The 22,401-nt window shown below is 45.9% G+C and carries 22 protein-coding genes; 15 read left to right on the forward strand and 7 right to left on the reverse strand.

Annotation, left to right across the window (positions count from 1 at the left end; all coding sequences use genetic code 11):
* Nucleotides 1-8: 8 nt before the first annotated feature.
* The 7 genes from POF51_RS24975 (at nucleotide 9) to POF51_RS25005 (ending at nucleotide 5,782) form a co-directional block, all read left to right on the forward strand.
* Complete coding sequence (locus POF51_RS24975) at nucleotides 9-1,982, forward strand: cbb3-type cytochrome c oxidase subunit I (protein WP_069851658.1); 1,974 nt, start codon at nucleotides 9-11, stop codon at nucleotides 1,980-1,982.
* A complete protein-coding gene (cyoC, locus tag POF51_RS24980; protein ID WP_069851660.1) occupies nucleotides 1,982-2,578 on the forward strand; it encodes a cytochrome o ubiquinol oxidase subunit III in 597 nt (198 codons plus the stop codon). Before POF51_RS24975 ends, cyoC begins: the two co-directional genes overlap by 1 nt.
* On the forward strand, nucleotides 2,579-2,911 hold the full coding sequence (gene cyoD, locus POF51_RS24985; protein WP_007723955.1) for a cytochrome o ubiquinol oxidase subunit IV: 333 nt from the start codon (nucleotides 2,579-2,581) through the stop codon (nucleotides 2,909-2,911). It abuts the gene before it with no gap.
* 28 nt (nucleotides 2,912-2,939) lie between these two features.
* Nucleotides 2,940-3,806, forward strand: a complete 867-nt coding sequence (gene cyoE / locus POF51_RS24990; RefSeq protein WP_069851662.1) for a heme o synthase — start codon at nucleotides 2,940-2,942, stop codon at nucleotides 3,804-3,806.
* Between the two features lie 36 nt (nucleotides 3,807-3,842).
* Complete coding sequence (locus tag POF51_RS24995) at nucleotides 3,843-4,169, forward strand: c-type cytochrome (protein WP_069851665.1); 327 nt, start codon at nucleotides 3,843-3,845, stop codon at nucleotides 4,167-4,169.
* 15 nt (nucleotides 4,170-4,184) lie between these two features.
* Nucleotides 4,185-4,757 carry an SCO family protein gene (locus POF51_RS25000; protein ID WP_069851667.1) on the forward strand — a complete coding sequence of 191 codons (573 nt, stop codon included), beginning with the start codon at nucleotides 4,185-4,187 and terminating at the stop codon, nucleotides 4,755-4,757.
* Between the two features lie 68 nt (nucleotides 4,758-4,825).
* Nucleotides 4,826-5,782, forward strand: a complete 957-nt coding sequence (locus POF51_RS25005; protein WP_069851669.1) for a carbon-nitrogen hydrolase family protein — start codon at nucleotides 4,826-4,828, stop codon at nucleotides 5,780-5,782.
* A 180-nt stretch (nucleotides 5,783-5,962) separates the two neighbouring features.
* Here the strand turns inward: POF51_RS25005 and POF51_RS25010 are convergent, their stop codons facing one another.
* Entirely contained in the window at nucleotides 5,963-6,124 is a 162-nt protein-coding gene (locus tag POF51_RS25010; protein ID WP_271756275.1) for a hypothetical protein, read from the reverse strand.
* A gap of 165 nt (nucleotides 6,125-6,289) precedes the next feature.
* Nucleotides 6,290-7,753, reverse strand: coding sequence for a MocR-like pyridoxine biosynthesis transcription factor PdxR (pdxR, locus tag POF51_RS25015; protein ID WP_069851672.1), 1,464 nt, complete (start codon nucleotides 7,751-7,753; stop codon nucleotides 6,290-6,292).
* Nucleotides 7,754-8,023: 270 nt separating this feature from the next.
* On the opposite strand from pdxR, the gene POF51_RS25020 reads away from it, so the two are divergent.
* On the forward strand, nucleotides 8,024-8,530 hold the full coding sequence (locus tag POF51_RS25020) for a DUF2165 family protein (protein ID WP_069851674.1): 507 nt from the start codon (nucleotides 8,024-8,026) through the stop codon (nucleotides 8,528-8,530).
* Nucleotides 8,531-8,604: 74 nt separating this feature from the next.
* Here the strand turns inward: POF51_RS25020 and POF51_RS25025 are convergent, their stop codons facing one another.
* Nucleotides 8,605-9,462 (reverse strand): SDR family NAD(P)-dependent oxidoreductase, encoded by an 858-nt coding sequence (locus POF51_RS25025; RefSeq protein WP_069851677.1) that lies wholly within the window; start codon nucleotides 9,460-9,462, stop codon nucleotides 8,605-8,607.
* 161 nt (nucleotides 9,463-9,623) lie between these two features.
* Between POF51_RS25025 and POF51_RS25030 the strand changes: the two genes are divergently transcribed.
* Nucleotides 9,624-10,406 carry a hypothetical protein gene (locus tag POF51_RS25030; RefSeq protein ID WP_069851679.1) on the forward strand — a complete coding sequence of 261 codons (783 nt, stop codon included), beginning with the start codon at nucleotides 9,624-9,626 and terminating at the stop codon, nucleotides 10,404-10,406.
* Nucleotides 10,407-10,460: 54 nt separating this feature from the next.
* Here POF51_RS25030 and POF51_RS25035 read toward each other — a convergent pair whose 3' ends face one another.
* A complete protein-coding gene (locus POF51_RS25035; protein ID WP_069851681.1) occupies nucleotides 10,461-11,105 on the reverse strand; it encodes a hypothetical protein in 645 nt (214 codons plus the stop codon).
* 201 nt (nucleotides 11,106-11,306) lie between these two features.
* Nucleotides 11,307-12,623, reverse strand: coding sequence for an MBL fold metallo-hydrolase (locus POF51_RS25040; RefSeq protein WP_069851686.1), 1,317 nt, complete (start codon nucleotides 12,621-12,623; stop codon nucleotides 11,307-11,309).
* 175 nt (nucleotides 12,624-12,798) lie between these two features.
* On the opposite strand from POF51_RS25040, the gene POF51_RS25045 reads away from it, so the two are divergent.
* Nucleotides 12,799-13,995: a hypothetical protein gene (locus POF51_RS25045; protein ID WP_271756276.1), complete on the forward strand. Its 1,197-nt coding sequence runs from the start codon at nucleotides 12,799-12,801 to the stop codon at nucleotides 13,993-13,995.
* Between the two features lie 98 nt (nucleotides 13,996-14,093).
* Here POF51_RS25045 and POF51_RS25050 read toward each other — a convergent pair whose 3' ends face one another.
* Together POF51_RS25050 and POF51_RS25055 are read right to left on the reverse strand one after the other, a co-directional pair.
* Nucleotides 14,094-14,531 (reverse strand): hypothetical protein, encoded by a 438-nt coding sequence (locus tag POF51_RS25050; RefSeq protein ID WP_069851689.1) that lies wholly within the window; start codon nucleotides 14,529-14,531, stop codon nucleotides 14,094-14,096.
* Between the two features lie 192 nt (nucleotides 14,532-14,723).
* Complete coding sequence (locus tag POF51_RS25055; protein ID WP_069851691.1) at nucleotides 14,724-15,386, reverse strand: NAD(P)H-dependent oxidoreductase; 663 nt, start codon at nucleotides 15,384-15,386, stop codon at nucleotides 14,724-14,726.
* A 294-nt stretch (nucleotides 15,387-15,680) separates the two neighbouring features.
* On the opposite strand from POF51_RS25055, the gene POF51_RS25060 reads away from it, so the two are divergent.
* The 5 genes from POF51_RS25060 (at nucleotide 15,681) to POF51_RS25080 (ending at nucleotide 22,280) form a co-directional block, all read left to right on the forward strand.
* On the forward strand, nucleotides 15,681-16,043 hold the full coding sequence (locus tag POF51_RS25060; RefSeq protein ID WP_069851693.1) for a winged helix-turn-helix transcriptional regulator: 363 nt from the start codon (nucleotides 15,681-15,683) through the stop codon (nucleotides 16,041-16,043).
* A gap of 109 nt (nucleotides 16,044-16,152) precedes the next feature.
* Nucleotides 16,153-17,679: a YcdB/YcdC domain-containing protein gene (locus POF51_RS25065; RefSeq protein ID WP_069851695.1), complete on the forward strand. Its 1,527-nt coding sequence runs from the start codon at nucleotides 16,153-16,155 to the stop codon at nucleotides 17,677-17,679.
* A gap of 76 nt (nucleotides 17,680-17,755) precedes the next feature.
* A complete protein-coding gene (locus POF51_RS25070; RefSeq protein ID WP_083261720.1) occupies nucleotides 17,756-18,304 on the forward strand; it encodes an RNA polymerase sigma factor in 549 nt (182 codons plus the stop codon).
* Nucleotides 18,291-19,979, forward strand: coding sequence for a YcdB/YcdC domain-containing protein (locus POF51_RS25075; protein ID WP_271756277.1), 1,689 nt, complete (start codon nucleotides 18,291-18,293; stop codon nucleotides 19,977-19,979). The genes POF51_RS25070 and POF51_RS25075 overlap by 14 nt, the downstream gene beginning before the upstream one ends.
* 330 nt (nucleotides 19,980-20,309) lie before the next feature.
* On the forward strand, nucleotides 20,310-22,280 hold the full coding sequence (locus POF51_RS25080) for a M6 family metalloprotease domain-containing protein (protein ID WP_271756278.1): 1,971 nt from the start codon (nucleotides 20,310-20,312) through the stop codon (nucleotides 22,278-22,280).
* Nucleotides 22,281-22,401 lie beyond the last annotated feature (121 nt).

Here is a 22,401-nt window from a genome sequence, read left to right on the forward strand (position 1 = left end):
AGACAACGATGTGGGAGAGTGTGAAAGAATTCGCCTCTGAATTTTTCGTAACAGGCGATCCACTTATTTACGGTGCGGACGTCAGCATTGTGCTTAGTATCATCGCAATCGTATCGGTGCTGACTTACTTTAAAAAATGGGGATGGCTCTGGCGCGAATGGCTGACAACTGTCGATCACAAGAAGATCGGTATCATGTACATTCTCGCTTCCGTTCTCATGCTGTTTCGAGGAGGGGTAGATGCTCTCCTGATGCGGGCTCAGCTCGCTATGCCTGATATGCAGTTTTTGAGTGGGGATCACTACAACCAGATTTTTACGACGCATGGCGTCATTATGATTCTGTTTATGGCGATGCCCCTCATGTTTGGCTTGTTCAATGTCATCGTGCCGCTGCAACTCGGTGCACGTGACGTAGCCTTTCCGTTTTTGAATGCGCTCAGCTTCTGGCTGTTTTTCTCAGGGGCGATGCTGTTTAACTTGTCCTTCGTCATTGGGGGTTCCCCGGATGCAGGATGGCTGGCTTATCCGCCGTATTCGGAGTTAGCCTTTAACCCGGGACCAGGTCAGGATTTCTACATTTGGGGAATTCAGATCTCGGGTATAGGTAGTTTGATGACCGGGATTAACTTTATTGTGACGATTTTGAAAGTGCGTGCTCCTGGTATGACGTTGATGAAAATGCCGATGTTTTCCTGGTCAGTTTTGTCGAGTTGTATCGCAATCGTTTTCGCATTCCCAATCTTGACTGTTACATTGGCACTGCTGTTTATCGACCGCTATTTGGGTGGGCATTTCTTTACTTTGGATGGCGGCGGTAACCCGATGATGTACATCAACTTGATTTGGATGTGGGGTCACCCGGAAGTTTACATTATCGTTCTGCCAGCGTTCGGGATTTTCTCCGAGATCGTGGCGACGTTCTCTCGGAAAAAGCTGTTTGGTTACAAATCCATGGTGTTTGCCATGATCATCATTAGCGTTCTGTCGTTCCTCGTATGGGCGCACCATTTCTTCACAATGGGCTCCGGTGCGGACGTCAATGCGTTCTTCGCGGTCACGACGATGCTGATTGCGATTCCGACGGGTGTGAAAGTGTTTAACTGGTTGTTTACGATGTTCCGAGGAAAAATTACGTTTGAAACGCCGATGCTGTGGACGGTCGGGATTATCCCGAACTTTGTCATCGGTGGGATGACGGGTGTACTTCTATCCGTGGCACCTGCTGACTTCCAGTATCACAATAGCTACTTCCTCGTTGCCCACTTCCACCAGGTAATTATTGCGGGTGTCGTGTTTGGATTCTTCGCGGGCTTGTATTACTGGTGGCCGAAGATTTTCGGCTTCAAGCTGAATGAGCGTATTGGCCGTTGGGCTTTCTGGCTGTGGAACATCGGGTTCTATCTGTGTTTCATGCCGCAATACGCGCTGGGCTTGATGGGAATGACGCGTCGTCTTTATTCGTACGGCTGGGACAAAGGCTGGTTCGAAATGAACCTGGTATCGACGATCGGTGCCGTAATCATGGGTGCTGCCTTCCTTGTCCAAATTTGGGACATTGCACACAGCCTCAAGAACATGAAGAGAGATACAACAGGAGATCCATGGAATGCTCGCACATTGGAGTGGTCGATTCCTTCTCCAGCTCCGTTCTATAACTTTGCCGTAATGCCACAGGTAACGTCTCAAGATGATTGGCATGAAAGAAAGCTGCGCATCGAGCAAGGCTTGGAAAAGCCGGCGAAAGTAGAGCTGGAACCGATTCATATGCCGAAAAACTCCGGTATTCCAATCGTGATGTCCATGTTCTGGTTCTTTGTCGGATTCGGTTTGATTTTTGACTGGTTATGGATGGCTGTACCAGGGTTTATCGGGGTACTTGCGTGTATGGTTGTTCACTCGTTTAACTACGACACGGACTATTACGTTACGGTGGAAGAGATTAAACGTACAGAGGCTGAAGCAGGGAGGGTGATTACGTAATGGCTAATGTGAATGCTGGACATCATGATCATCATCCAGACCAAGAGGAGTTGCGCACGTTTGCCTTTTGGATCTACCTCATGACGGATGTTATCTTATTCGCTACCTTGTTTGCGACGTATATCGTACTGCAAGGAAATACGGATGGTGGACCAGGTCCAAAAGATTTGTTTCAAATGAATGGTATTTACGCGAGTACGTTTATTTTGCTGACCAGTAGCTTTACGAGCGGTCTTGCCATTCTCGCGATGAATAAAGGCAATCGTCTTGCATTGATGAACTGGCTGGGAGTTACCGTATTTTTGGGAGCATCCTTCTTGTTCCTGGAAATCAACGAGTTCATGCACCTCGTAAGCGAAGGGGCAACGATTAGCACGAGTGCTTTCTGGACCGCCTTTTACACATTGGTAGGAACGCATGGATTGCACGTGGCTCTCGGATTAGGATGGATGATCATCCTGATTATGCAAATCGCGAAGCGCGGTATTACACCAGTGACCAAGCGAAAAGTAAACATCATCAGCTTGTTCTGGCATTTCCTTGATGTTGTTTGGATTTTCGTCTTCACCATCGTGTATGTGATGGGGGTGAATTAATTGAGCAAGCAATCTGTGCATGGCACGACAGAACAACACGGCGGTCATGGTTCCCTGAAATCGTATGTGATCGGTTTCGTCTTGTCGCTTGTACTCACCATCATTCCCATTCTAGCCCTAGAGAACGGTTGGTTGGATAGTGATAAGAGACTCATCATCTATTTAGTAGCGGCTCTGTTCCAGTTTATTGTCCAGTTATTCTTCTTCATGCATCTGAAAGAAGAGGATAAACCACGCTACAACTTGATGTCGCTCTTACTCGGGCTGTTTATCGTATTCCTCATCGTGATCGGTTCGATTTGGATCATGATGTACAACATGGTCGCTCTATAATGACCAACATTTTGTCGGGGGGTAGGAGATGCTAGCAGATTGGATACAGCTCACCAAGCCCCGAATTCTTCAACTCAATCTGGTAGCGGCATTCGGTGGGTATTGGGTAGCGAGTAAGTGGGAGCCGGATTGGATGCTTTTGTTATGGCTGATGATTGGGACCACACTCACAATGGCTTCGTCCTGCGTGTTAAATAACATTTGGGACTGGCAGCTTGACCAAAAAATGACCCGTACGAAAGACCGGCCACTTGCTACTGGACGACTGAAACCTGGGGGCGTACTGCTGTACGCCCTGGTTCTCGGTCTTGTGGGAGAGCTGGTGCTATTTTATAAAGTCAATGCGCTAGTAGGTTGGCTCGGATTATTCGGGATGATCGTATACGTAGTCGTTTACACGATGTGGCTCAAAAGAACGTCCACTTGGAGCACGTCCATTGGTGGAGTGTCCGGGGCAATGCCGCCTGTGATGGGGTATTGTGCCTATACGAATGAGATTGACGCAGGAGCGTGGCTTTTGTTCGCTTTGCTCTTCTTGTGGCAGCCTGCTCATTTCTGGTCGCTTGCCATTAGACGTGTAGATGAGTATACAGCAGCTGGATTTCCTCTCCTCCCGGTAATGAAGGGGATCAAGCGGACCAAGCTGCAAATGATTCCGTACGTGGTTTTGCTATTGCCAACGGTAACGATTATGTATGTGTTGGGTTACGTAGGGATTATCTTTTTCGCTGTTTCCTTCCTATTCGGAATGGTATGGATGGGGCATACGATTATTGGGATTGTGTCGGAGAATACGGAAAAATGGGCGAAGACGAATTTTTTCATCTCGATTCATTATTTGATGATTGTGTTTGTGTGCATGGTAGTGGATACGACAGGCCGTCCCTTTTTGTAAGGGATAGTCATTCCCGTAGGAAGGGTAGGGAGTTCCATGAAAGCTATCAAGTATCTAATGATCGGTTCTATGTTCTTGCTGATAACTGCATGCGGCAGTGGTGCAACAGAAGAACAAGCAGAAGTTGCAGATGCAGATAAAAGTGCGATGAAGCTATACAAAAATAATTGCATGAGCTGCCACGGTAACGATTTATCCGGTAGGGTGGGTCCAGGCTTGCAGCAAGTTGGCTCGAAAATGACGGAGGAAAAACTCGTTGAAATAATTACGGTCGGCGCAAATGGCATGCCTGGTTATGAAAATGTACTCAGCGCCGAAGAAGTCGGCCAGTTAGCGAAGTGGCTCTCTGAGAAAAAGGAATAGGAGAGGAGCGGTATAATGAAAAAAACAGCTTGGTTGATCATGCTCAGTATCCTGATGGTTTTGGTAACTGCGTGTGGTCCAGCAAGATATGATTACAACTATCCGGTTAATGAATTTGCTTATACGGACCAGGAAGGGAAGCCTTTTTCATCGAAAGACCTGGAAAATAAGGTATGGGTTGCTAACTTTGTCTTTACGTATTGTGGAACCGTTTGTCCTACGATGACAGCAAACATGGCTGAATTGCAGAAAAAAGCAAAAGAAGCTGGCGTTGATGTGGAGTTTGTTTCCTTCTCGGTTGATCCAGAAAGAGATACGCCAGAGGCATTGAAGTCATATCTGGGTAAATTCAATGCTGACTTCTCCAATTGGCATGCATTGACTGGCTATGGATTTGATGAGATCAAAACGTTTATTCTCAAGTCATTTAAGACTCCAATAGAAAAGGACCCTAATTCCGATCAAATCATCCACGACACGTTTTTATACTTGGTCGATCAAAAGGGAACAGTGGTTAACCGTTATGAAGGAATGACGGACGTGCCTTACAATCAAATTATCGAGGATATGAAAGCGTTGCAGGAGTAGGGGAGCCAGTCGGGTACGCCGAATAATAGGAAAGTAAGACAGATTCTCTATTTGGGAGGGGATGTAACATGTCAATTCAGCAACATAACGTACGAGTAGCAGTTGTTCAAGCTGCTTCGGTCATAATGGATTGTGATGGAAGTACGGAAAAGGCGGTTTCACTGACATTGGAAGCAGGCGAAAAAGGAGCGAAAATCGTTGTTTTTCCCGAAGCTTTTATCCCTGCGTATCCGAGAGGCCTTACTTTTGGGACAAAAGTAGGCAGTCGTTCCCCTGAGGGGCGTAAAGACTGGTTTCGTTATTGGGACAATTCGATTGTCGTCCCGAGTGAAGAGACGGACAAGCTCGGGGAGGCAGCACGCAAAGCTGGCGTGTATCTCGTCATTGGTGTGATCGAAAGAGACAATGAAAATAGCGGCGGCACCTTATATTGTTCCGTCTTATTTTTTGGTCCTGATGGTGAGTTGCTCGGCGTGCATCGCAAGCTGAAGCCGACTGCATCCGAACGGTTGATTTGGGGCGAAGGGGACGGAAGTACTTTGCCGGTATTCGATACTCCTTACGGTAAGATCGGGGCCCTGATTTGTTGGGAGAATTATATGCCGTTAGCACGAGCGGCGATGTATGCAAAAGGCGTTCAAATCTATATCGCACCTACAGCTGATGCGAGGGATGCATGGCAAGCTACCATCCGCCATATCGCATTGGAAGGCAGATGCTTCGTCTTATCGAGCAATCAGTACGTAACAAAAGATATGTATCCAACTGATTTGGCCTGCTACGACGATCTTGCCTCTTCGCCAGACGAGATGAGCAGAGGTGGAAGTGCGATTGTGGGGCCCTTGGGTGACTATATCGTCGAGCCTGTTTTTGGGCGGGAGGAGATTCTCTACGCTGATCTGGACATTCGCGATATCGCTTATAGCCAATTCGATTTTGATGTCGTTGGACATTACTCGCGACCGGATGTTTTTACGTTGTTGGTGAATGAAGAGAAAAAAGAGAATGTGAAGTGGATGAAATAAGTCCGTTTTTAAAATGCAGAAGACCTCCAGTGCTTGATACAAGCGGTGGAGGTCTATTTTGTAGTTGCTGTAGTGGGGGGAAGAAGCGCATTTCCAGTCTACGCTTCGGCCTACGCCCCGCAAGGGGTCAAGACTGTCCGCTTCAGAATAAATGGCGGGAGCGCTTCAAACGTAGACGTTTCAAGGAAGCATTCCATAAGTGAAGCTGAAATTCCCCGCCATTTGTTCCGAAGCTGGGATGGGCTCCAGAGGCGCTTTACTGGAAATGCGCTTCTTCCTACGCAGCTTTAGCAATACTTGCAGATCAATGCAAGTAGTAAAATCGTGAACCGAAGCTTCCATGCTCTAACCTGCAAATTTGTTTTAAAGTTTGAAATAAACAAATACTGTACGAAAGTCCTGTCACATGTTTGGAAGGAGACCGCCCGAACGTAGAGAGGATACAGGCGACTGGAAAACATGTGGCAGGGCTTCCCCCGACCACAATCGTTGGCGGACCACCATCTTTTAGGTCAAAATAGCCTTCAAAGCAGCCGCAAATTTAGTGACACCAAGCGTAATTTCCTCTTCTTTTGGTCGTGCAAAGGTAAAGCGAATGTAGCCGGAGTCTGAACCATACACACTGCCTGGCACAAAAACGACGCCTCTGCGAAGGGCTTCTTCAAATAATTGGTTGTCGTTCACATCCGGGTTAATTTTACACCACAAATGTAATCCGCCTTGGGGAACGGTGAAAGACAGCTCATTGGGCAGCTCTTTTTGCAGTGCCTCCACAAGCAAATCTCTTCTGTACTGTAGATGCATACGTAATCGCTCTAAATGTGGCAGGAAGTTATCGGAATGCAAAAACTGGGCCGCGATTTTTTGTGGCACCACGCTCAGGCCAAAATCCATCTGTTGGCGGGCATCTGCCAAACGTTCGACAACGGAATGAGGTGCTACCATCCAACCGACTCGTAAACCGGATGCAGCAATTTTGGAAAAGGAACCAATGTAGACAACGGAGCCAAGCTGATCCAATGATTTGAGTGGCAGTGGAGGCTTGCCGTCATAGGAAGTCAAACTGAAAGGATCGTCCTCGACAATCGGAAGACCGAGTTCGCTTGCTACATCCAACAGCTGCGTGCGCCGAGTGGGATCAAGACAAACCCCTGTCGGGTTTTGAAAAGTAGGATTGATAAAGATCATCTTGATCCGATGTTTTTTATACAAGGCTCGAATATCTTCTGGATCGATACCGTTATTGCTGACAGGAAGGCGGAACAGACGAAGGCCAGCAGATTGAAACATAGGCAACGAGTAACAATAAGAGGGATCTTCGATGGCAACTGCATCGCCGGGTGCAAGCAGACATTGTGTGATCAAATACAGAGATTGTTGAGAACCCGACGTGATGAGAATGGAAGAGTCGGTTGTCTGCACATTCCGATATCGTGACAAATACGAGACCAGCTCTTCACGCAATGGCGTAAAGCCTTGTGGATTGTCGTATCCCAAATATTCGGTGAAGGGGTTTTCCTTCATTAGGGTACTGATTTCCGTGCCTGGTGAGAGCTGGGAAGACAATTCTCCACTCGCAAAATCGATGAGGCTGCTGTCTTTTTGCAAGGCCTCTCTGATCCGCCGCAGATAAGACAAATTCGGGAGGAATTGACCACCTTCTACATATCGATGCCAGTTCGGTGTATGCTTCGGAGTTGCCTCCCATTTATTTTTACTCACACGAGTACCGCTTCCTGTTCTGCTCTCGATGATGCCTAATGCCCGAAGTTCCTCGTACGCTAAAATAACAGTGCTTCGGTTTACCCCTAATTGCTCAGCCAATTTTCTCTCAGAAGGGAGCAGGCTCCCAGGGGGGAACTCTCCATATGAAATTCTGCGTTCAATCTCATCGGCTATTTGGTGGTATAGTGTTTGACTGCTCGACCGATCAGGCTTCCAAATGATAATCACAACCTTGCACATATTCATTGTTTGTTATATGGGGGGAATCCATTTCATCATAACATTGTTAAGAAAAATACATGTGACAAAACCGTTCCAAACTGTTGAACATGGATGGGTAAAAAAATGATGAATTGGATGGTTTCATTTCCGAATGAGTATGATTAGGTTTCCATCTGGTGGTGATGAATACTCGTGATGAAAATAGATAGATTTTTCTTGCAAAGAGAAAGGGTGTGTCTATCCAATCGAGAATGAGTAAAGACACAAAGCGAGGGAAAAGAGGCGTGATTAGCATTGAGTAATTTGACGTTACGGTATTTAAAGGCTTTAGTTGTAGCACTATCCGCAGCATTTGGGACGTCCATTTTCTTAGGGAATCTTATGGACTACCATTCCAATTATCAATTTGTTCAACATGTTCTGTCCATGGATACCACGTTTGAGGGTAACGCACTTATGTGGCGAGCGATTACTGATCCTACTGCTCACACCCTAGCTTATATCGGAATCATCATTGCGGAAGGATTGTTCTCAGTTTTTGGTTGGATCGCTACAGGAAATATGCTGCGGAATGTAAAGAAGGATGCAAAAACGTTCAATAACTCTAAAACATTCGCATACATCGCTTACATGGTTGCTTTTTGTATCTGGTTTTTCGGATTTGCAATTGTAGGCGCAGAGTGGTTCGCCATGTGGCAATCACAAGTATGGAATGGTCAGCAGGTAGCGTTTAACATTACAGAGGTGATGATTGGATTCTTGATTTTGGTTTCTTTACGAGATCGAGAATTAACAGAATAGGTAATAGGTAAAACAAAAGCCACGTTCCTTTGAGAGCGTGGCTTTTTGGTTTGAATCGCATTTTTCGTTGGGAGTTAAATATGCGAGGGAATCACGAATGTCGGGTTATGCTGGTTCAAAATATCTTCCATTCGCTGACGCACAGTCTCTTTATACGAGGGATCTGGCAAAATGTAAAAGCGATTGCTCTTGATCGCCAGGAAGGTGTGATCAGCTACTTCTTTCGGAGAAATTCCTTGCTCGACACCTGAACGAATGAACTGGTCGATGGCGGTGGTCATTGGTGAGGGCTCCACGATATCTCCTGGTTTGCTGTACTCGGCTGGACGATTGCGATGGGCGTCACATATTTGCGTCTGAACAAAGCCGGGGCATAAAACGGAAACACCGATTTTGGCTTGGATCATTTTCAATTCGTGGTAGAGGGTTTCCGACAGACTGACTAGCGCATGCTTACTTACACGATAAATGCTATTCCCTGGTCCGGACTCAAGGCCAGCGAGAGAGGCGGTGTTCACGATGTGGCATTCAGTCCCTTGTTTTAACATCATGGGTACGAAAATTTGTGTAGCGTGAATGGCTCCCCACAAGTTCACATTCATGACCCATTGCCAATCAGCGAGGGTGCTTTGCCAGATTGTCGAGCCTGCCCCAACCCCTGCATTGTTGAACAATAGATGGACAGCACCGAACGAGTCTAGCGTTTTCTGTGCAAGCTTCTGGATATCTTTTTCTTTGCTAACGTCCGTTACAACCGCGAGGACAGTTGCTCCTGTTGCCTTTAACTCCTGCTCGACTCGTTGGAGCGCCGCTACTTCTACATCGGCAAGAACTACCTTCATCTGCTCCTCAGCACAGCGCATTGCCAATGCGCGACCAATACCGCTGGCGGCTCCAGTAATAACGGCTACTTTGTTTTCAAACTGGTTCATGATAGGCCTCCTTTAAAATAAATACAAACATACGTAATTATTGTTTTGATTATAATAGACAATTAAATGAAATGTCTATTTTTATTTGTGAGCGAGTGCAATCGTGGATACTGAGAGCATGTGGTGAAAAAAGTAGCATATATTTTGATGAGACTGGAAAGATGGGTGAGACCAATATGAAGCGAATCGGAACGCAGCATTGGAGCATCATAAAGAGCTTGTTACCTCCTACGGCAGAACTAGTAGTCATGCCAAAGCCGCACGATCAACCAGCCGTTATCATCGCTGATCTCGATGGAGATAATCATCAGGAAATAGCCTGTGTTTATCGCAATCAAGGAGAAATGTACGTCATGATTGCCAAGCAGGATGAGAATCGCTGGCATCCAATCGGCAATTTCAAAGGACAAGGTTATACGGTTTCCGATTTATTGGCTGCTCCTATTGTCGATGCTCAAATGAATAGCTTATTGATTGGGTGGCAAATAGGCGGGGTATGGTCGAATATAGATATTTTGCAGTGGACGGCGAATGGATTTATGCACATGCTCCATCAGGAGACACGAGCAAGCAGGGTTGAGGTGGAAGACATGCCGGGGGTTAATGGAATGGATGGCAACGCTGAGCTTGCGCTGTGGCTACATGATAGCGGAAAAGCGTTTCAAGTAGAGGTGTATAGGTGGGACGCAGGAAATCTGGTAATCGCAGACGATGTCTATCCCTATTATTTTCAGAAGATGGTTACCTACTATGAGTGTGTTCTTGAAGAGAGCGATTCGGCGAGGTATTGGTACTACCTGGGTGACGCGCAAAGAAAAGCAGAGATGCATGCTCAAGCTTTTCAATCCATCGAGCGAGCATTGCAGTTTCCCAATCCGTATCCTTCCCGGGAGGCTTTGCTTCGTCGGAAGAAAGAGTTGGATGCAGCAAAAAGAAAAAGCTAAAAAAGCACCCATGGGAGGGTGCTTTTACTCTACGAGGGGGGAATCGTTGTTTCCTTATTGCACTTTATAAGACATCAAAATTTCTTGCGCAAGCGGCTTCCACTCTTCCATTTGTGCTTCGGTGCAATTGAAAGTGGTCATCAGCATTTTGCCATCGAGCTCTGTAAAGAAAATGAGGTTGTAAATTTTCGTATCAGCAGCAGGAGTCAGCATCTCGAACACACCGACGTTTTTCCCGTTGATTTGGATGACTTCATCGCGATACCAGGTCGCATCTTGGTACATGTTGGAGAACGCTTCTTTCATTGGGTCCTTCATGTCTTTGAGAAGGCTGTCCTGAATAGGTGTTTCTGTATGACTAAACGCAATGTTAATGGAACCTTTTTCATCGGTATAAATCAAGGAAGGACGATTTTCCGTTGGGTATTTTGCTTTTGCCATCTCTTCGGACATGACAGTAAAGCCTTTTGGAATCAAGATTTCCACTTTGTCGTTCAGAACCTTTTTCGCTTCCAGCTTGTCGTTTGTTGCAGCTGGCGCTGGTGTAGCCGAATCTGTTTTTGGAGCTTCAGTTGTTTTAGCGGCTTCTGTGGTTTGTGCTGCATTTTGCTCAGCTGGTTTTGTATCAGCTGGCTTGTTCGAACAAGCAGAGACAGCCAAAATGGAGAGCAACAAAGCTACGGATACTAGTTTTTTCATCTGAATAGATCCACCTTTTTATACATAATTGGAAAACTACGGAATTTCCTTTCCGATTCTATCATGGGGTGTATAATACTGGAAATAGGATAGGTTAATTGTGAATATTCCAACAAAAATTCCCCTCTCTTACATAATCAAGGGTACTAGGACTAAATACACCTATTCAAACGAAAATAAAATGGGTGTATTTTCCTATTTTCATATATTGTCTGTCGTAATATAGCGGTTGCGAATCTTCTCTCCCAAATATTGAACCGCAAAACGGACAAATGCCCAGTTCCATCCCATATAAATACCGAAATTGTTCAGTTGTGCAACATGCCCGAGCAAGACAAAGCGCTTAAAACGGGCATTCCGACCTTTCGGCGCTTGTAGTCTGCCATTGATGCGCAGCGTACTCCACCCCCATAAATGGGTGAAGCAATAATGCAGGGCCTCAGATGACAGTTCCACATCACAATCGACTGGATCGTATGGGGATTCGATCAACCCATCTGCTAGGGAAAAGCGAAAGGTCTTTTGATAGTCTGACAAATAAAAGGTAACGGGCCTAACGATAGAGAGAAACAGCGAATGATTATTTTTCCGAATCTGTTGCATGAAGTCCAAGCCAGCACGCGTGAGCTTGTCCCATTCGATTTTGACAGAAGGAAGAAGAGTAGGAGAGGAAGCCATCTTCTCATAGTCGCGTGCGTAGAGGGCGAGCGCCTTCGCAGGATCATGAGCTTCATGTGGCGTCCACGTATCGCCGGGATACAAAATAATGGGTTCGGCATCCGTTTCTTCTTGCAGGAGGCGGTACACAGTGTCTACTTTATTGATTGCATCATTCATGTAATAGTTTTCCTCGTGACAAAACCAGGCGAAGCTGGCGAAGGGAATCACGTAGAGAGGTTGAAGGACTTCCACCTGTTTTCTCACCCGGGCGAGCTTTTCCATGGCTCGTTTTTTGCGGAGTAGGAAGTCTTCCTTGTTCCCCGCCCAGCCTGCATACGAGAATTGCGTCCATAATAGATCGATGTCACCGACATGGTTTAGGATATCCTTGGCTTCTTGTGTGGTGCTGACCTCGCAATCGTTCAGGTTCAAGATCGTCATGTCAGCCGTCTTGATGCACAGCCACGAATCGCCGACAGGAAACGGCCGACACAAGACAGAGACATCGTCGGACAAAGAGTACCATTCGTCCGGGGAGAGCTCAATGACTTGCTGAAAGCCAAAAGCACGGCACCATTCGATTACTTTTTTATCGGCTGACTGCTGGTAGAGGATTGTGATTCGCTTGCGATACTCCTCGGGTATGGTTCGCAGGCTCTGTGGATGAAAATGATCCGGATGCTCATGAGAAAACCATATATGCGTAATCTCGGCAAAATCCTCAGAGGTGAAGCGGGTCTTGGCTAACAAGCCCCAGCCGTTATCAAAGGCAGTTCCCGTAAGCCAAGGATCGGTCAATAATTTGATGGAATCGTGTTCCCATAGAAATGAAGCGTGGTTGACCATTTGAAATTTCATGTGAATTGTTCTCCCTATGTATACTAGCGATTTGCTAAAAGGGATGATCCTGCCGGGGAGAAAAACGTGACAGAAATTTGAAAAACATATTTTTTAGGGGTTTGTGTCACAAGCTGTGCATGACGAGGATCGTAACAAGTGAACAGCAATCAACGAGTCGAAAGGATGAACCGACATGAAAAAGCAAGCACTTGTTACCGTTAGCATGGCAGCACTCCTTCTCTCAGCGGTATCCCCATTGGGGAGCGCACAAGCGCAAACGAACATGGTAGTCGCTGCGAATAAAGTGCAAGCGATCACTTTTGATCAGCTCGTCAAAGAAATGGACAAAAAACAGCCTATCTCCATGTTCATCGAATCCACGCACACATCGAAAGGGAAGCAGGGCACCGAGACCCAAAAGGCAAAAATATGGGATAACACGATCAAAGGAGAATGGAGAGAGGAAATCTCAGACGGGAAAAGGGTTCAGCATGCCGTAGGGAAGGCAGGGCAGGTGGCGGCGTATCAAGAAGGCGGCAGCGGGTTTGTCCACTCCGCAACGATAGGCACATACGATAATGAAATCAACAAGACGAAGCGAGAGCTACAGCGTTTGAAAGTGGCGTTGCCAGATTCGAAGGTGGCGATCACCGTGAAGGAAGCACAACTGTTGAATCGAGCCGTGTATCACGTCGCCAAAAAAGAAGAGGCGAAAATCGATGGCAAGCTTCATCATTACCAGGATGACCTGTGGATCGATAAAGAAACAGGGCTGCTGCTCAAACGCAGCTTCTCCCACAATCAAGCGCTAGCGTTTTCGTACACCGTAGACAAGGTGGATTTCCAACCCGTTTTCGATGAGAAAACATTCGAAGTAAGCATTCCAGCGGGTGTGGAGCAGCGCAAGTTTTCCCCTGAGGTGGAAAAGGTAGTAGCCGAGGTGACGAAGCTTTTCCCATATACTGCACAGTTTTCCGATTATGATGATTACGGCATCGAAGGTAACTGGCAACTCATGAAAATGTTTGAAGCGCAAAAACGGGTGTACAGTCCGACCCCTCGTGCAGAAGCTTTTGTTATCATGGATACCCGTACAAACGAATTGAGTAAAGTAATGATCCAAAAACCAGATTGGGTGTCGAAAAAGCTCCCTGCCGAGAAGATGGCAAAAGAGAAAGCAGCCGTTTTCCTGAAACAGCTGGTGGGTGATCAAGCGAGCCAGTATAAAGTAGAGGCAAAGGTCGAGCAGGGCGGTGGCGGTGCCAATTTTGAAGACTACGATTATGGCTTTGTGACAGCAGATGTGACGTTCCGTCCAGCCGATGGCAAGGGGATCACCATTTCTGTGGATGAAGCCGGTCGTATCGTAGGCTTTCAGTACGGGGATTAAGGTTTAGTATCAACCTGACAGCTGTCGTTTTGTGCGATGGCTGTTTTCATGTTTTCTATGCAACAAAGTCGCCATTGCTGGCGACTTTGTCATGTTTTTTAGTTTGGCAACACGTAGGTATATACGGAATAGTTGAAGTTGTTGTTGTCCAAATCATAAGATACGCCTTCAACTCTTATGTTGTATTCTCTTCCAGCTACCAAATCAACATCGAAATAGTCCTTTGTTCGAGTTGTTGCGTACTTGTAGTTACTGTTTAACACTAGCGTGAATTCTTGCGAATTAGCTTTGGAGTAAGCGATTTGAAAACGCACTTTTTGATTTACTGTAGGAGTAAACTTGAAATAATCTTGCCCGTCCCCGTTATTTCTATCCAGTTTTCCGTTGATTTGATTTCCATCAGCTACATGAAAAATATTTGCGTCGTCTCTTCTGTTGTTAGGTTCATTATCAGGGTATACGGCAGCAAATGCGGATGCAGATACACTTAGTACGAGTGTTAGGGCAAGTAGACCAGTAGTAGCAAACTTTTTCATGTAAATTCCTCCTGAGTATGTAAAATTTGGGACAAATACAACATATCAATTATTTGGATAATTGTAAATATATGCTAGTTTTGTTCACTAATCTTTCACATTTAGTGATAAGGAAGACTCACTGAAATGTATATAAAACGACAAAAAGCATTCGCAATACGAATGCTTTTTACGTGAAGCTAATCATTGGTTTTACCCGATAAAACGAATAATCTCTTCCTTCGCTTGTCTGTTTTTCGCACGGGGTTCATTTTTCCGGTAGCCAAAAGCCACCATACAAGCGACGCCGAAGCGTTCTCTGTCGAGGAGTCCCTCCGCTGCTAGGATATCCTCGACCTTTTCTTTTGCAAAGCCTTCAATGGGGCAAGAATCAATGCCGATCATGGCAGCAGACGTCATCATATTGCCAAGTGCGATGTAGGTCTGTCTGGATGCCCATTGGAACATGACTCGCTCGTCGTCAAACAGGGCGAAATCGGTTTTTAGGAAGTGATCGTAGGCGGCACCTTTTTGTTGTACGACGTTTTCCGGCAACTCCTGCGTGTCTTTCATCATATGTTGGATATATTCGGAATCAGCGGTCATTTCTTGTTTAGTCCGCGCCAGTACGATGACGAAATGGCTTGCAGTCGGCAGTTGTTTTTGCGCACCCCATGTGACGGGTAACAGCTTTTCTCTAAGAACCGGATCTTGCAGCACGAGGAAGTTCCATGGTTCAAAGCCAAAGGAGCTAGGCGACAGGCGAGCAGTCTCCATAATAAAATCAAAGTCTTCATTCGCAATTTTTTTAGCTGCATCAAACTCCTTGCAGGCATGTCTGAATTGATAGGCTTCTATGATTTGATCTTTACGCATGATGTCATCCTACTTTCGAATAAATTTATGAAACCGTTGATAGAAAATGGGAGATTTCCTCGATGAGGGTCTTTCCTTGTTCCCACGGACTGTGAATCAATAACAGAGCGGGACCGTTTCCCTTCGCTGCGTAAGCTACGTCCACTGACCTACCCGAACTTGCTTTTCCATGAGCTCCTCCTTTAAAAGTGTTTTACAAAACTGAGCATACCGAATACACTAAAGAAAAGTAAGTACGCACTTTTTCGGTTAATACTTACGAAAAGGGAAGTGAGTGGGATGAAGAGGCCATCGATGATGTATCTATTAAATGGCAAGGAATATCCTTGCCCGATCGAGCTTGCCGTCTCGGTTTTTGCGGGAAGGTGGAAGATATCGATCATTTGTCAGTTGCTCCGAGGGAAAAAAAGGTACGGTGAGTTAAAGAAAAATATAATCGGTGTGAATCATAAAATGCTGGCAGAACAATTGCGGGAGTTGGAGGAAGCAGGAATCGTCAAGCGTGAAGTGTATCCTGTCGTTCCACCAAAAGTAGAGTACGAACTGACCGAGCTAGGGAAAGGCTTGGGACCTGTCATTGATTATTTGCGAGAGTGGGGAGCTTATTTTCAAACAGATGCTACAGAAGAGTCTCTATCTACTGCACACGGGTCATGAAAACCGCCACCTGAAAGGGTGGTTTTTTTATTTTGTAACCTCCCTGTGGTTTTTCCGACTATTACATAGGACAAAAAACAAACACAAAATTCCTTGGGAGGGAACAACTGTGAAACATACAAAGAAATTGGCAAGTACGTTACTCATGGCAAGTCTGTTGGCGACAACTCCGCTATGGCTGCAACATCCAATAATGACCGTACAAGCTGCGACCAATCAAGGGCAGGGAGTGAAGCTCTCACCAGCAGCAGAAAAAACACTCCAGACGCTCTATGCCATCCAGCCTGAATTAAAAAGCATGGACAAAAAGATTAACGGACCGAAAAACGATGTGTACGAGCTGCGCTTTGACAAAGGAATTGCCCCAGGCAAGATGGAGCTGTATGCCATGGTCGGCCTGGATGCAACGACAGGTGCTTTGCATAGCTACGAAAACGAACAGGAAATGCAGAAGCAAAACAATCAGCCATCGGAAGCGGTTGCCAAACAAAAATCTGCGGCATTTTTGCAAAAGCTCTTGGGCGATGATTTCAAAAAGTACAAAGCCACCCAAACAACCAAGGGCGAATGGGATGCTGTCACCTACACGCGCCACGAGCATGGTGTACCTGTTTTCACCGATCGTTATGTCGTTGGCGTCAACAGTTCGAGTGTCATGTACGTGAACACGTTTGAAGGTGCCCCGCTCCGAGCAGCCTCCTCCTTGTTTGCCAAGCCAGGAAAGGTATTGTCCAAAGAAGAAGTGACGGGGAAAGTCGCTGCGCTCATGGAGCTCACTTATTCCGCTCATAAAAAGGAGACAGGAAAGCCGACTTTGAAATACTCGATGGAGTCGACCGGATACTTGGATGCTGTGACAGGAGAAGAAATCGAGAGTGCCTCTTCCCTTAAAAGCCGTTACTCGGATGTCATAGGGGTCAAGCCAGGCGGTAAGAAGTTCACAGTCAGCAATGCCGATGAAGCTACGAAGGTGCTGACAGAAGAATTTCAAATGAAAATGGATGGAATCACGTTAGAGACGGATACACATACCCCAGAGGAAATGAAAGGGGAAGGGGAAACGATTTACAAGTCCAAGGGAAGAGACGGCAGTATCACGGTCTATACGAACAACAACGAAGTGACCGGCTTCCAGGTCCGTGGAAAAGTCGAGATGGCCCATACCATACAGCATGGCAACAATCCGGCGAATGCCCAGCTTTCATACGAGCAAGCCAAGGAAAAAGCGGTTCAGTTTTTGCAACCGTACCTCGACGCTAGTGTGAAAGAGCTGAAGATCGATCAGACCAAGATCATGATGCCTTCTGCAACGGCATACAGTTTCAGCTTCTACGCCTTGCATGACGGTGTGGTCGTGACAGACCAGCAATACCTCGTCAACGTAGACGGACAGACCGGGGAAATCGTGAATTTCATGGACTACTTTACGAAGCCTGCTGCTCCTTTCCCGGACAAAAAGACCGCCATTTCCAAAGAGGCAGCCGCCAAACAGTTTTTGAAAGACCGACCTGCTGTGCTCGGGTACATGTTCCCTGTTCAGAACGTGAAGGTGCAAGCAAAGCCAAGTCTGGTTTATTCTATCGACACGGTCTCTTACTTCTTGCTTGACGCGGTAACAGGAAAATCATTCAAATAATCGTATTCGATCCCGCTTCCCATTATGAGAAGCGGGATTCCATCATGTCCTGTCGCGAGAAGAGGAGGAAGAAGCCTTGGATGCTCGAGAAGATCGAGGTCAGCAAGACATATCAGGGATATACAGGATGTATTCCAAAGAAGTCTATCAGTATCTCTATCATTTTATCGGAAGTCGGGAAACCGCAGAGGATTTGACCCAAGAAGTGTTTGTGCGCGTCATTAAATCCTTGCATAGATTTGAGGAGCGCTCGAGTATGCGCACTTGGATTTTGCATATTGCCAAGCATGTCGCCATCGATGAATACAGAAAGAAACGGCTGCAAACGATTTTTGCCGGGACCTTGCTAAAGCTGTTGCCCAGCACAGAGGGTTTGCCGGAAAAAGAGTTGCAGGATAAAGAGGAACGTACTCATTTTGAAAAAGCGCTGCTAAAACTGAAGCCCAAGTACCGAAACGTCATCGTATTGCGGGGAATCAGAGAGTATACGGTGAAGGAAACAGCAGAAATTCTCGGGTGTACAGAGGCGAAGGTCAAGGTAGACTTTCACCGCGCGATGAAGATGGTAAAAGAAACGGCGTTACACATTTATGAAAAGGGGGCTGGTGTGCATGAAATTTCCTAGCGATGAAGAAGTGTTACAGGAATTTCGGAACAGACCGGATGCAGTCCCCCGCAGCGAGTTTTTGCACAAATTAGAAAGGAAACTGGTCGAGGTCGATCAACAGCATCGCAGCAGAAGCAAAACGCGACGCACGACAATTCGACTAGGATTATCCGCAGCGGTGCTGCTCGCAGTCTTTTTGCTGGCGCCGATTTTTACCAGGCTGATTACCAATCCGGAATCTATCATGACGACGCAGCCAGAAGCTCCGCTCGTGTTGAAAGGTCAGCAGCTGAAGCTGGCGGAAGTATCCCCTGCCGCGAAGCAAACCTTGGAAAAGCTGTTCAATCTCGTTCCGGAACTAAAGACGATGGAACCCAAAGTCATCGGAAAAGAAGATGGGATCTATGAAATTGTCTTCTATCAAAAGGAGCAAGGAAGAGAACAGCGGTATGCATTTGTCGAGATGATGGCAGCTACGGGGAAAATTAGCAGCTACGAAAATGAGAAAGCGATGAACGAGGAAGCTCCTTCGCCTACAGAAGCACAAGCGAGGCAAATGTCTGCTGCCTTTTTACAAGTGCTGTTGGGAGACGAATTCAAGCAATACCAAGTGAGTCAGACCAGCGGCAATGATTGGGATGCGGTGACCTATACGCGCTATGCAAATGGGCTGCCCGTTTTCACGGACCGATACGTCGTTGGCGTCAACAGCAATGGCGTCAAATATATCAATACGTTTGAAGCTACTCCACTGCAAATATCGTCGGAGTCGTTTGCCGAACCGGACTCCGTATTGTCCGAAGAAGAGCTCTCAGAGAAAGTGACGTCGTTCATGGAGCTTACTTATTTTGCGAGTTCGAGAAATACGGGGAAGCCGTCATTGACATATTCTCTTCAGACGACTGGATATGTGAATGCGGTGACAGGAGAAGAGGTATGGGGAGAAGCGTCGCATAAAAGCCGGTACTCCGATCCAATCCCGGTAACACCTGGAGGCAAGAAGGTTACTGTGCAAACGGAGGAAGAAGTGGCGAAGGCTGTGGCGGAACAGTTTCAGGTGAAGCTGGATGAATTTATCCTCACTGGTGGCGATAAGAAGATGAAGGGTGAGCAGATGACGACCTACAAGGCCAAGGACGGGCTAGGCAGAGTCACTGTCTACTCAAACGACGGGGTAATCACAGGCTTTCAGGTGCGCCGCAGTAAAGAGACGGCCAGCTCCACACAGCATCAGAAACATCCAGTAAATGCCCAGCTTAGCTATGAGGAGGCCAAGGAAAAAGCTGTTCAGTTTTTGCAGCCTTATCTGGACAGCAGTGTGAAGGAACTGAAAATCGATGAGACCCAGATGTCGATGCCTTCTGCAACGGCTTACAGCTTCACTTTTTACGCCCTTCATAATGGCGTGATCGTTGCTGACCAGCATTACCTCGTCAATGTGGATGGGCAGAACGGGGAGATTGTCAATTTCATGGACTATTTCACGAGTCCGACTGAATCCTTCCCGGAATTGGATACAGTCCTATCGAGGGAAGAAGCAGCCAAGCGATTTTTGCAGAGTCATCCGGTTGAATTGGGGTATGTGCTTCCAGTAGCAGATGGGAAGCTGCAACAAAAGTCACTTCTGGTTTATACGGTGGACACGATTTCTGGCTTTAGGCTGGATGCAGTAACAGGAAAGGCATTCAAATAATGATAGGTGATCCCGCTTCTCATCATGAGGGGCGGGATTTTTTCTATATGGGGTGCCGCAAGCATGCTCCATCAATTCCGTTTTATTGGCTAATTATAAAAAAATCCCCGATTTATAGAAAAAGTTAACATGTTGACAAAATTTACCAATATTGTAGGTAAGGGTATTCTGGTTGTTCTGTATAGATGATCTGTCCATTCATCCTATGTATGAATCTGGTGCAGTTATCAACAGAATTTTCCGCCTGCCATAGAAAGGGGGTGTTCTTCATGAATCTATAGAGGGGACCATTCCCACAGGAGAACAACTTCTAAAACAGGAGGAATGGCTATGCAAAAAAGTTTTAAATACCTGATCACGTCTGTTTTTTCTTTGATTTGTGTTTTGTACTTTCAAACCGACGTTTTCGCCGCACCCGCATACGATGGAGTTGTCAAAATGAAGCAACCGTCAGGTGAATCGTTTCAAGCGGTGATGCATGGAGATGAATGGTTCCATTGGGCAAGCACAAAGGATGGCGATGTACTTTTACAAGATCAGGAGGGGTATTGGAAGTACGCTGAACTTACATCAGATGATCTGAAATCGACGGGGAAAAAATATAAAATTGACAAAAAGCCTTCAAAAGCGGTAAATGAGAACAAATTGATGAAATGGATAAATAAGTACGACCCTCAAGCAAATAAAAAACAGGAGTTCATGAATGAGCTGCAAAATGAATTTTCGGGATTGCCAGAGAATATTGACGGAAGTGTCACGCCAGTTTCAGGAACCCCAAAATTGCTTGTTTTGTTAATTGGGTTTACAGATGTTGATATCGCATATAGCGCCAACGATTGGAGCAACAAATTCTTTTCTGCAAATCAAAAGTCAGTAAAGCATTACTATAATGAAGTGAGTAATGGAAAAGCACAGATCATTCCAGCATCCGAAATATATGGTACGCAAAATGATGGAGTTGTGAAAGTAAGATTAGATTACGCTCATCCGGATACATCGGGAAAAGACATTAGGACGGTTATAACAGATGCACTGGATAAAGCAGATCCTCAGGTGAACTTTGCTAGTTTTGATACCAATAATGATCAAGTCATCGACTCCAAAGATGGCTTCTACATTGTAACTGTTCTGGCTGGTAATGAAGAGGCTAGTGGTGGTGCAGTGCCAAATATTTGGGCACATCAGTGGTATGCTCCCAACACAAATCATGATGGTGTTACAGTATCAGGTATGTATACGACGCAGGGTGAAAAACAATTTGGTCATATGGCAACGATGGGTATCACTGCTCATGAATTGGGTCATTCCTTGGGCCTTCCAGATCTCTATGGTGCTAATAATCATGTGGGTGGTCTAAGTTTAATGGCAAATGGAACCTGGAATAATCTCCAAGGGGAAGAACCTGGAACTACACCCAATCATATGGATGCCTGGTCAAAAGTAAAAGTAGGATTTGTAACACCAACTGTAGTAAATGCCACTAACAATTTTACGCTACAAGCCATCCCGAATAATTATAATGTTTTAAAGGTTCCTTTAAAGGATAATACGTATTTTTTAGTTGAGAATCGCGAAAAAGTTGGATATGATGCTAGCTTGCAAACAGATTCTGGTGGCATCGCGGTTTGGCACATTGATGAATCCATGAATAATAACACGAATGATCCTCATCCTTTCATTGACATAGAGCAATCCGTGAGCGAATACCAAGACCCATTCTATTACACGAATAATAATCATGCTGCTTCCTTTAGTCCAGACACCAATCCGAACAGTAATACCTACACTGGAGAAAAATCGGGAGTAACGATTACGACGACAAGCACAAGTAATTCTGCCATGAATGTGAATGTGGCAGTCACAGCAGGAGAAGCTAGTCTGATTCCGCAAACGAATTGGACGCTAAAATATGTAGACAGCGATGAATTGTACAATGAAGCCCCGAAAGCCTTTGATGGAAACAACAGCACGTTTTGGCACACGAAATGGAGTCCCGTAGCTCCAATGCCGCACGAGATTCAAATTGACTTGGGTGCAACGTATAGCATTTCCAAATTTAGTTACCTGCCCAGACAAGATGGTCAAGTGAACGGAACGATCAAGAACTATGAGTTCTACGTCAGTAGTGATGGAGTGAATTGGGGAACAGCTGTAGCCACAGGTACCCTTGCAAATGATACCACGTTGAAAGAAGTCAGCTTTGCAGCCAAGACAGGTCGCTATATGAAACTGCGTGCCTTAAGCGAGGTAAACAATAACCCATGGACAAGTGCGGCCGAACTCAATGTATTTGGGCAATAATGAGAGTTGGGCACATTGGATGGATATTCGATTAACGAAGGTTGAATAGAAGGATGAGGACACGAGCGGGAGCATCAGGTGAAGATGCTCCTTTTTCATGGTTATTTTTCATTTTATTAAA

This window comes from Brevibacillus sp. AG, assembly GCF_028369215.1.
Taxonomy (GTDB): Bacteria; Bacillota; Bacilli; order Brevibacillales; family Brevibacillaceae; genus Brevibacillus; species Brevibacillus porteri.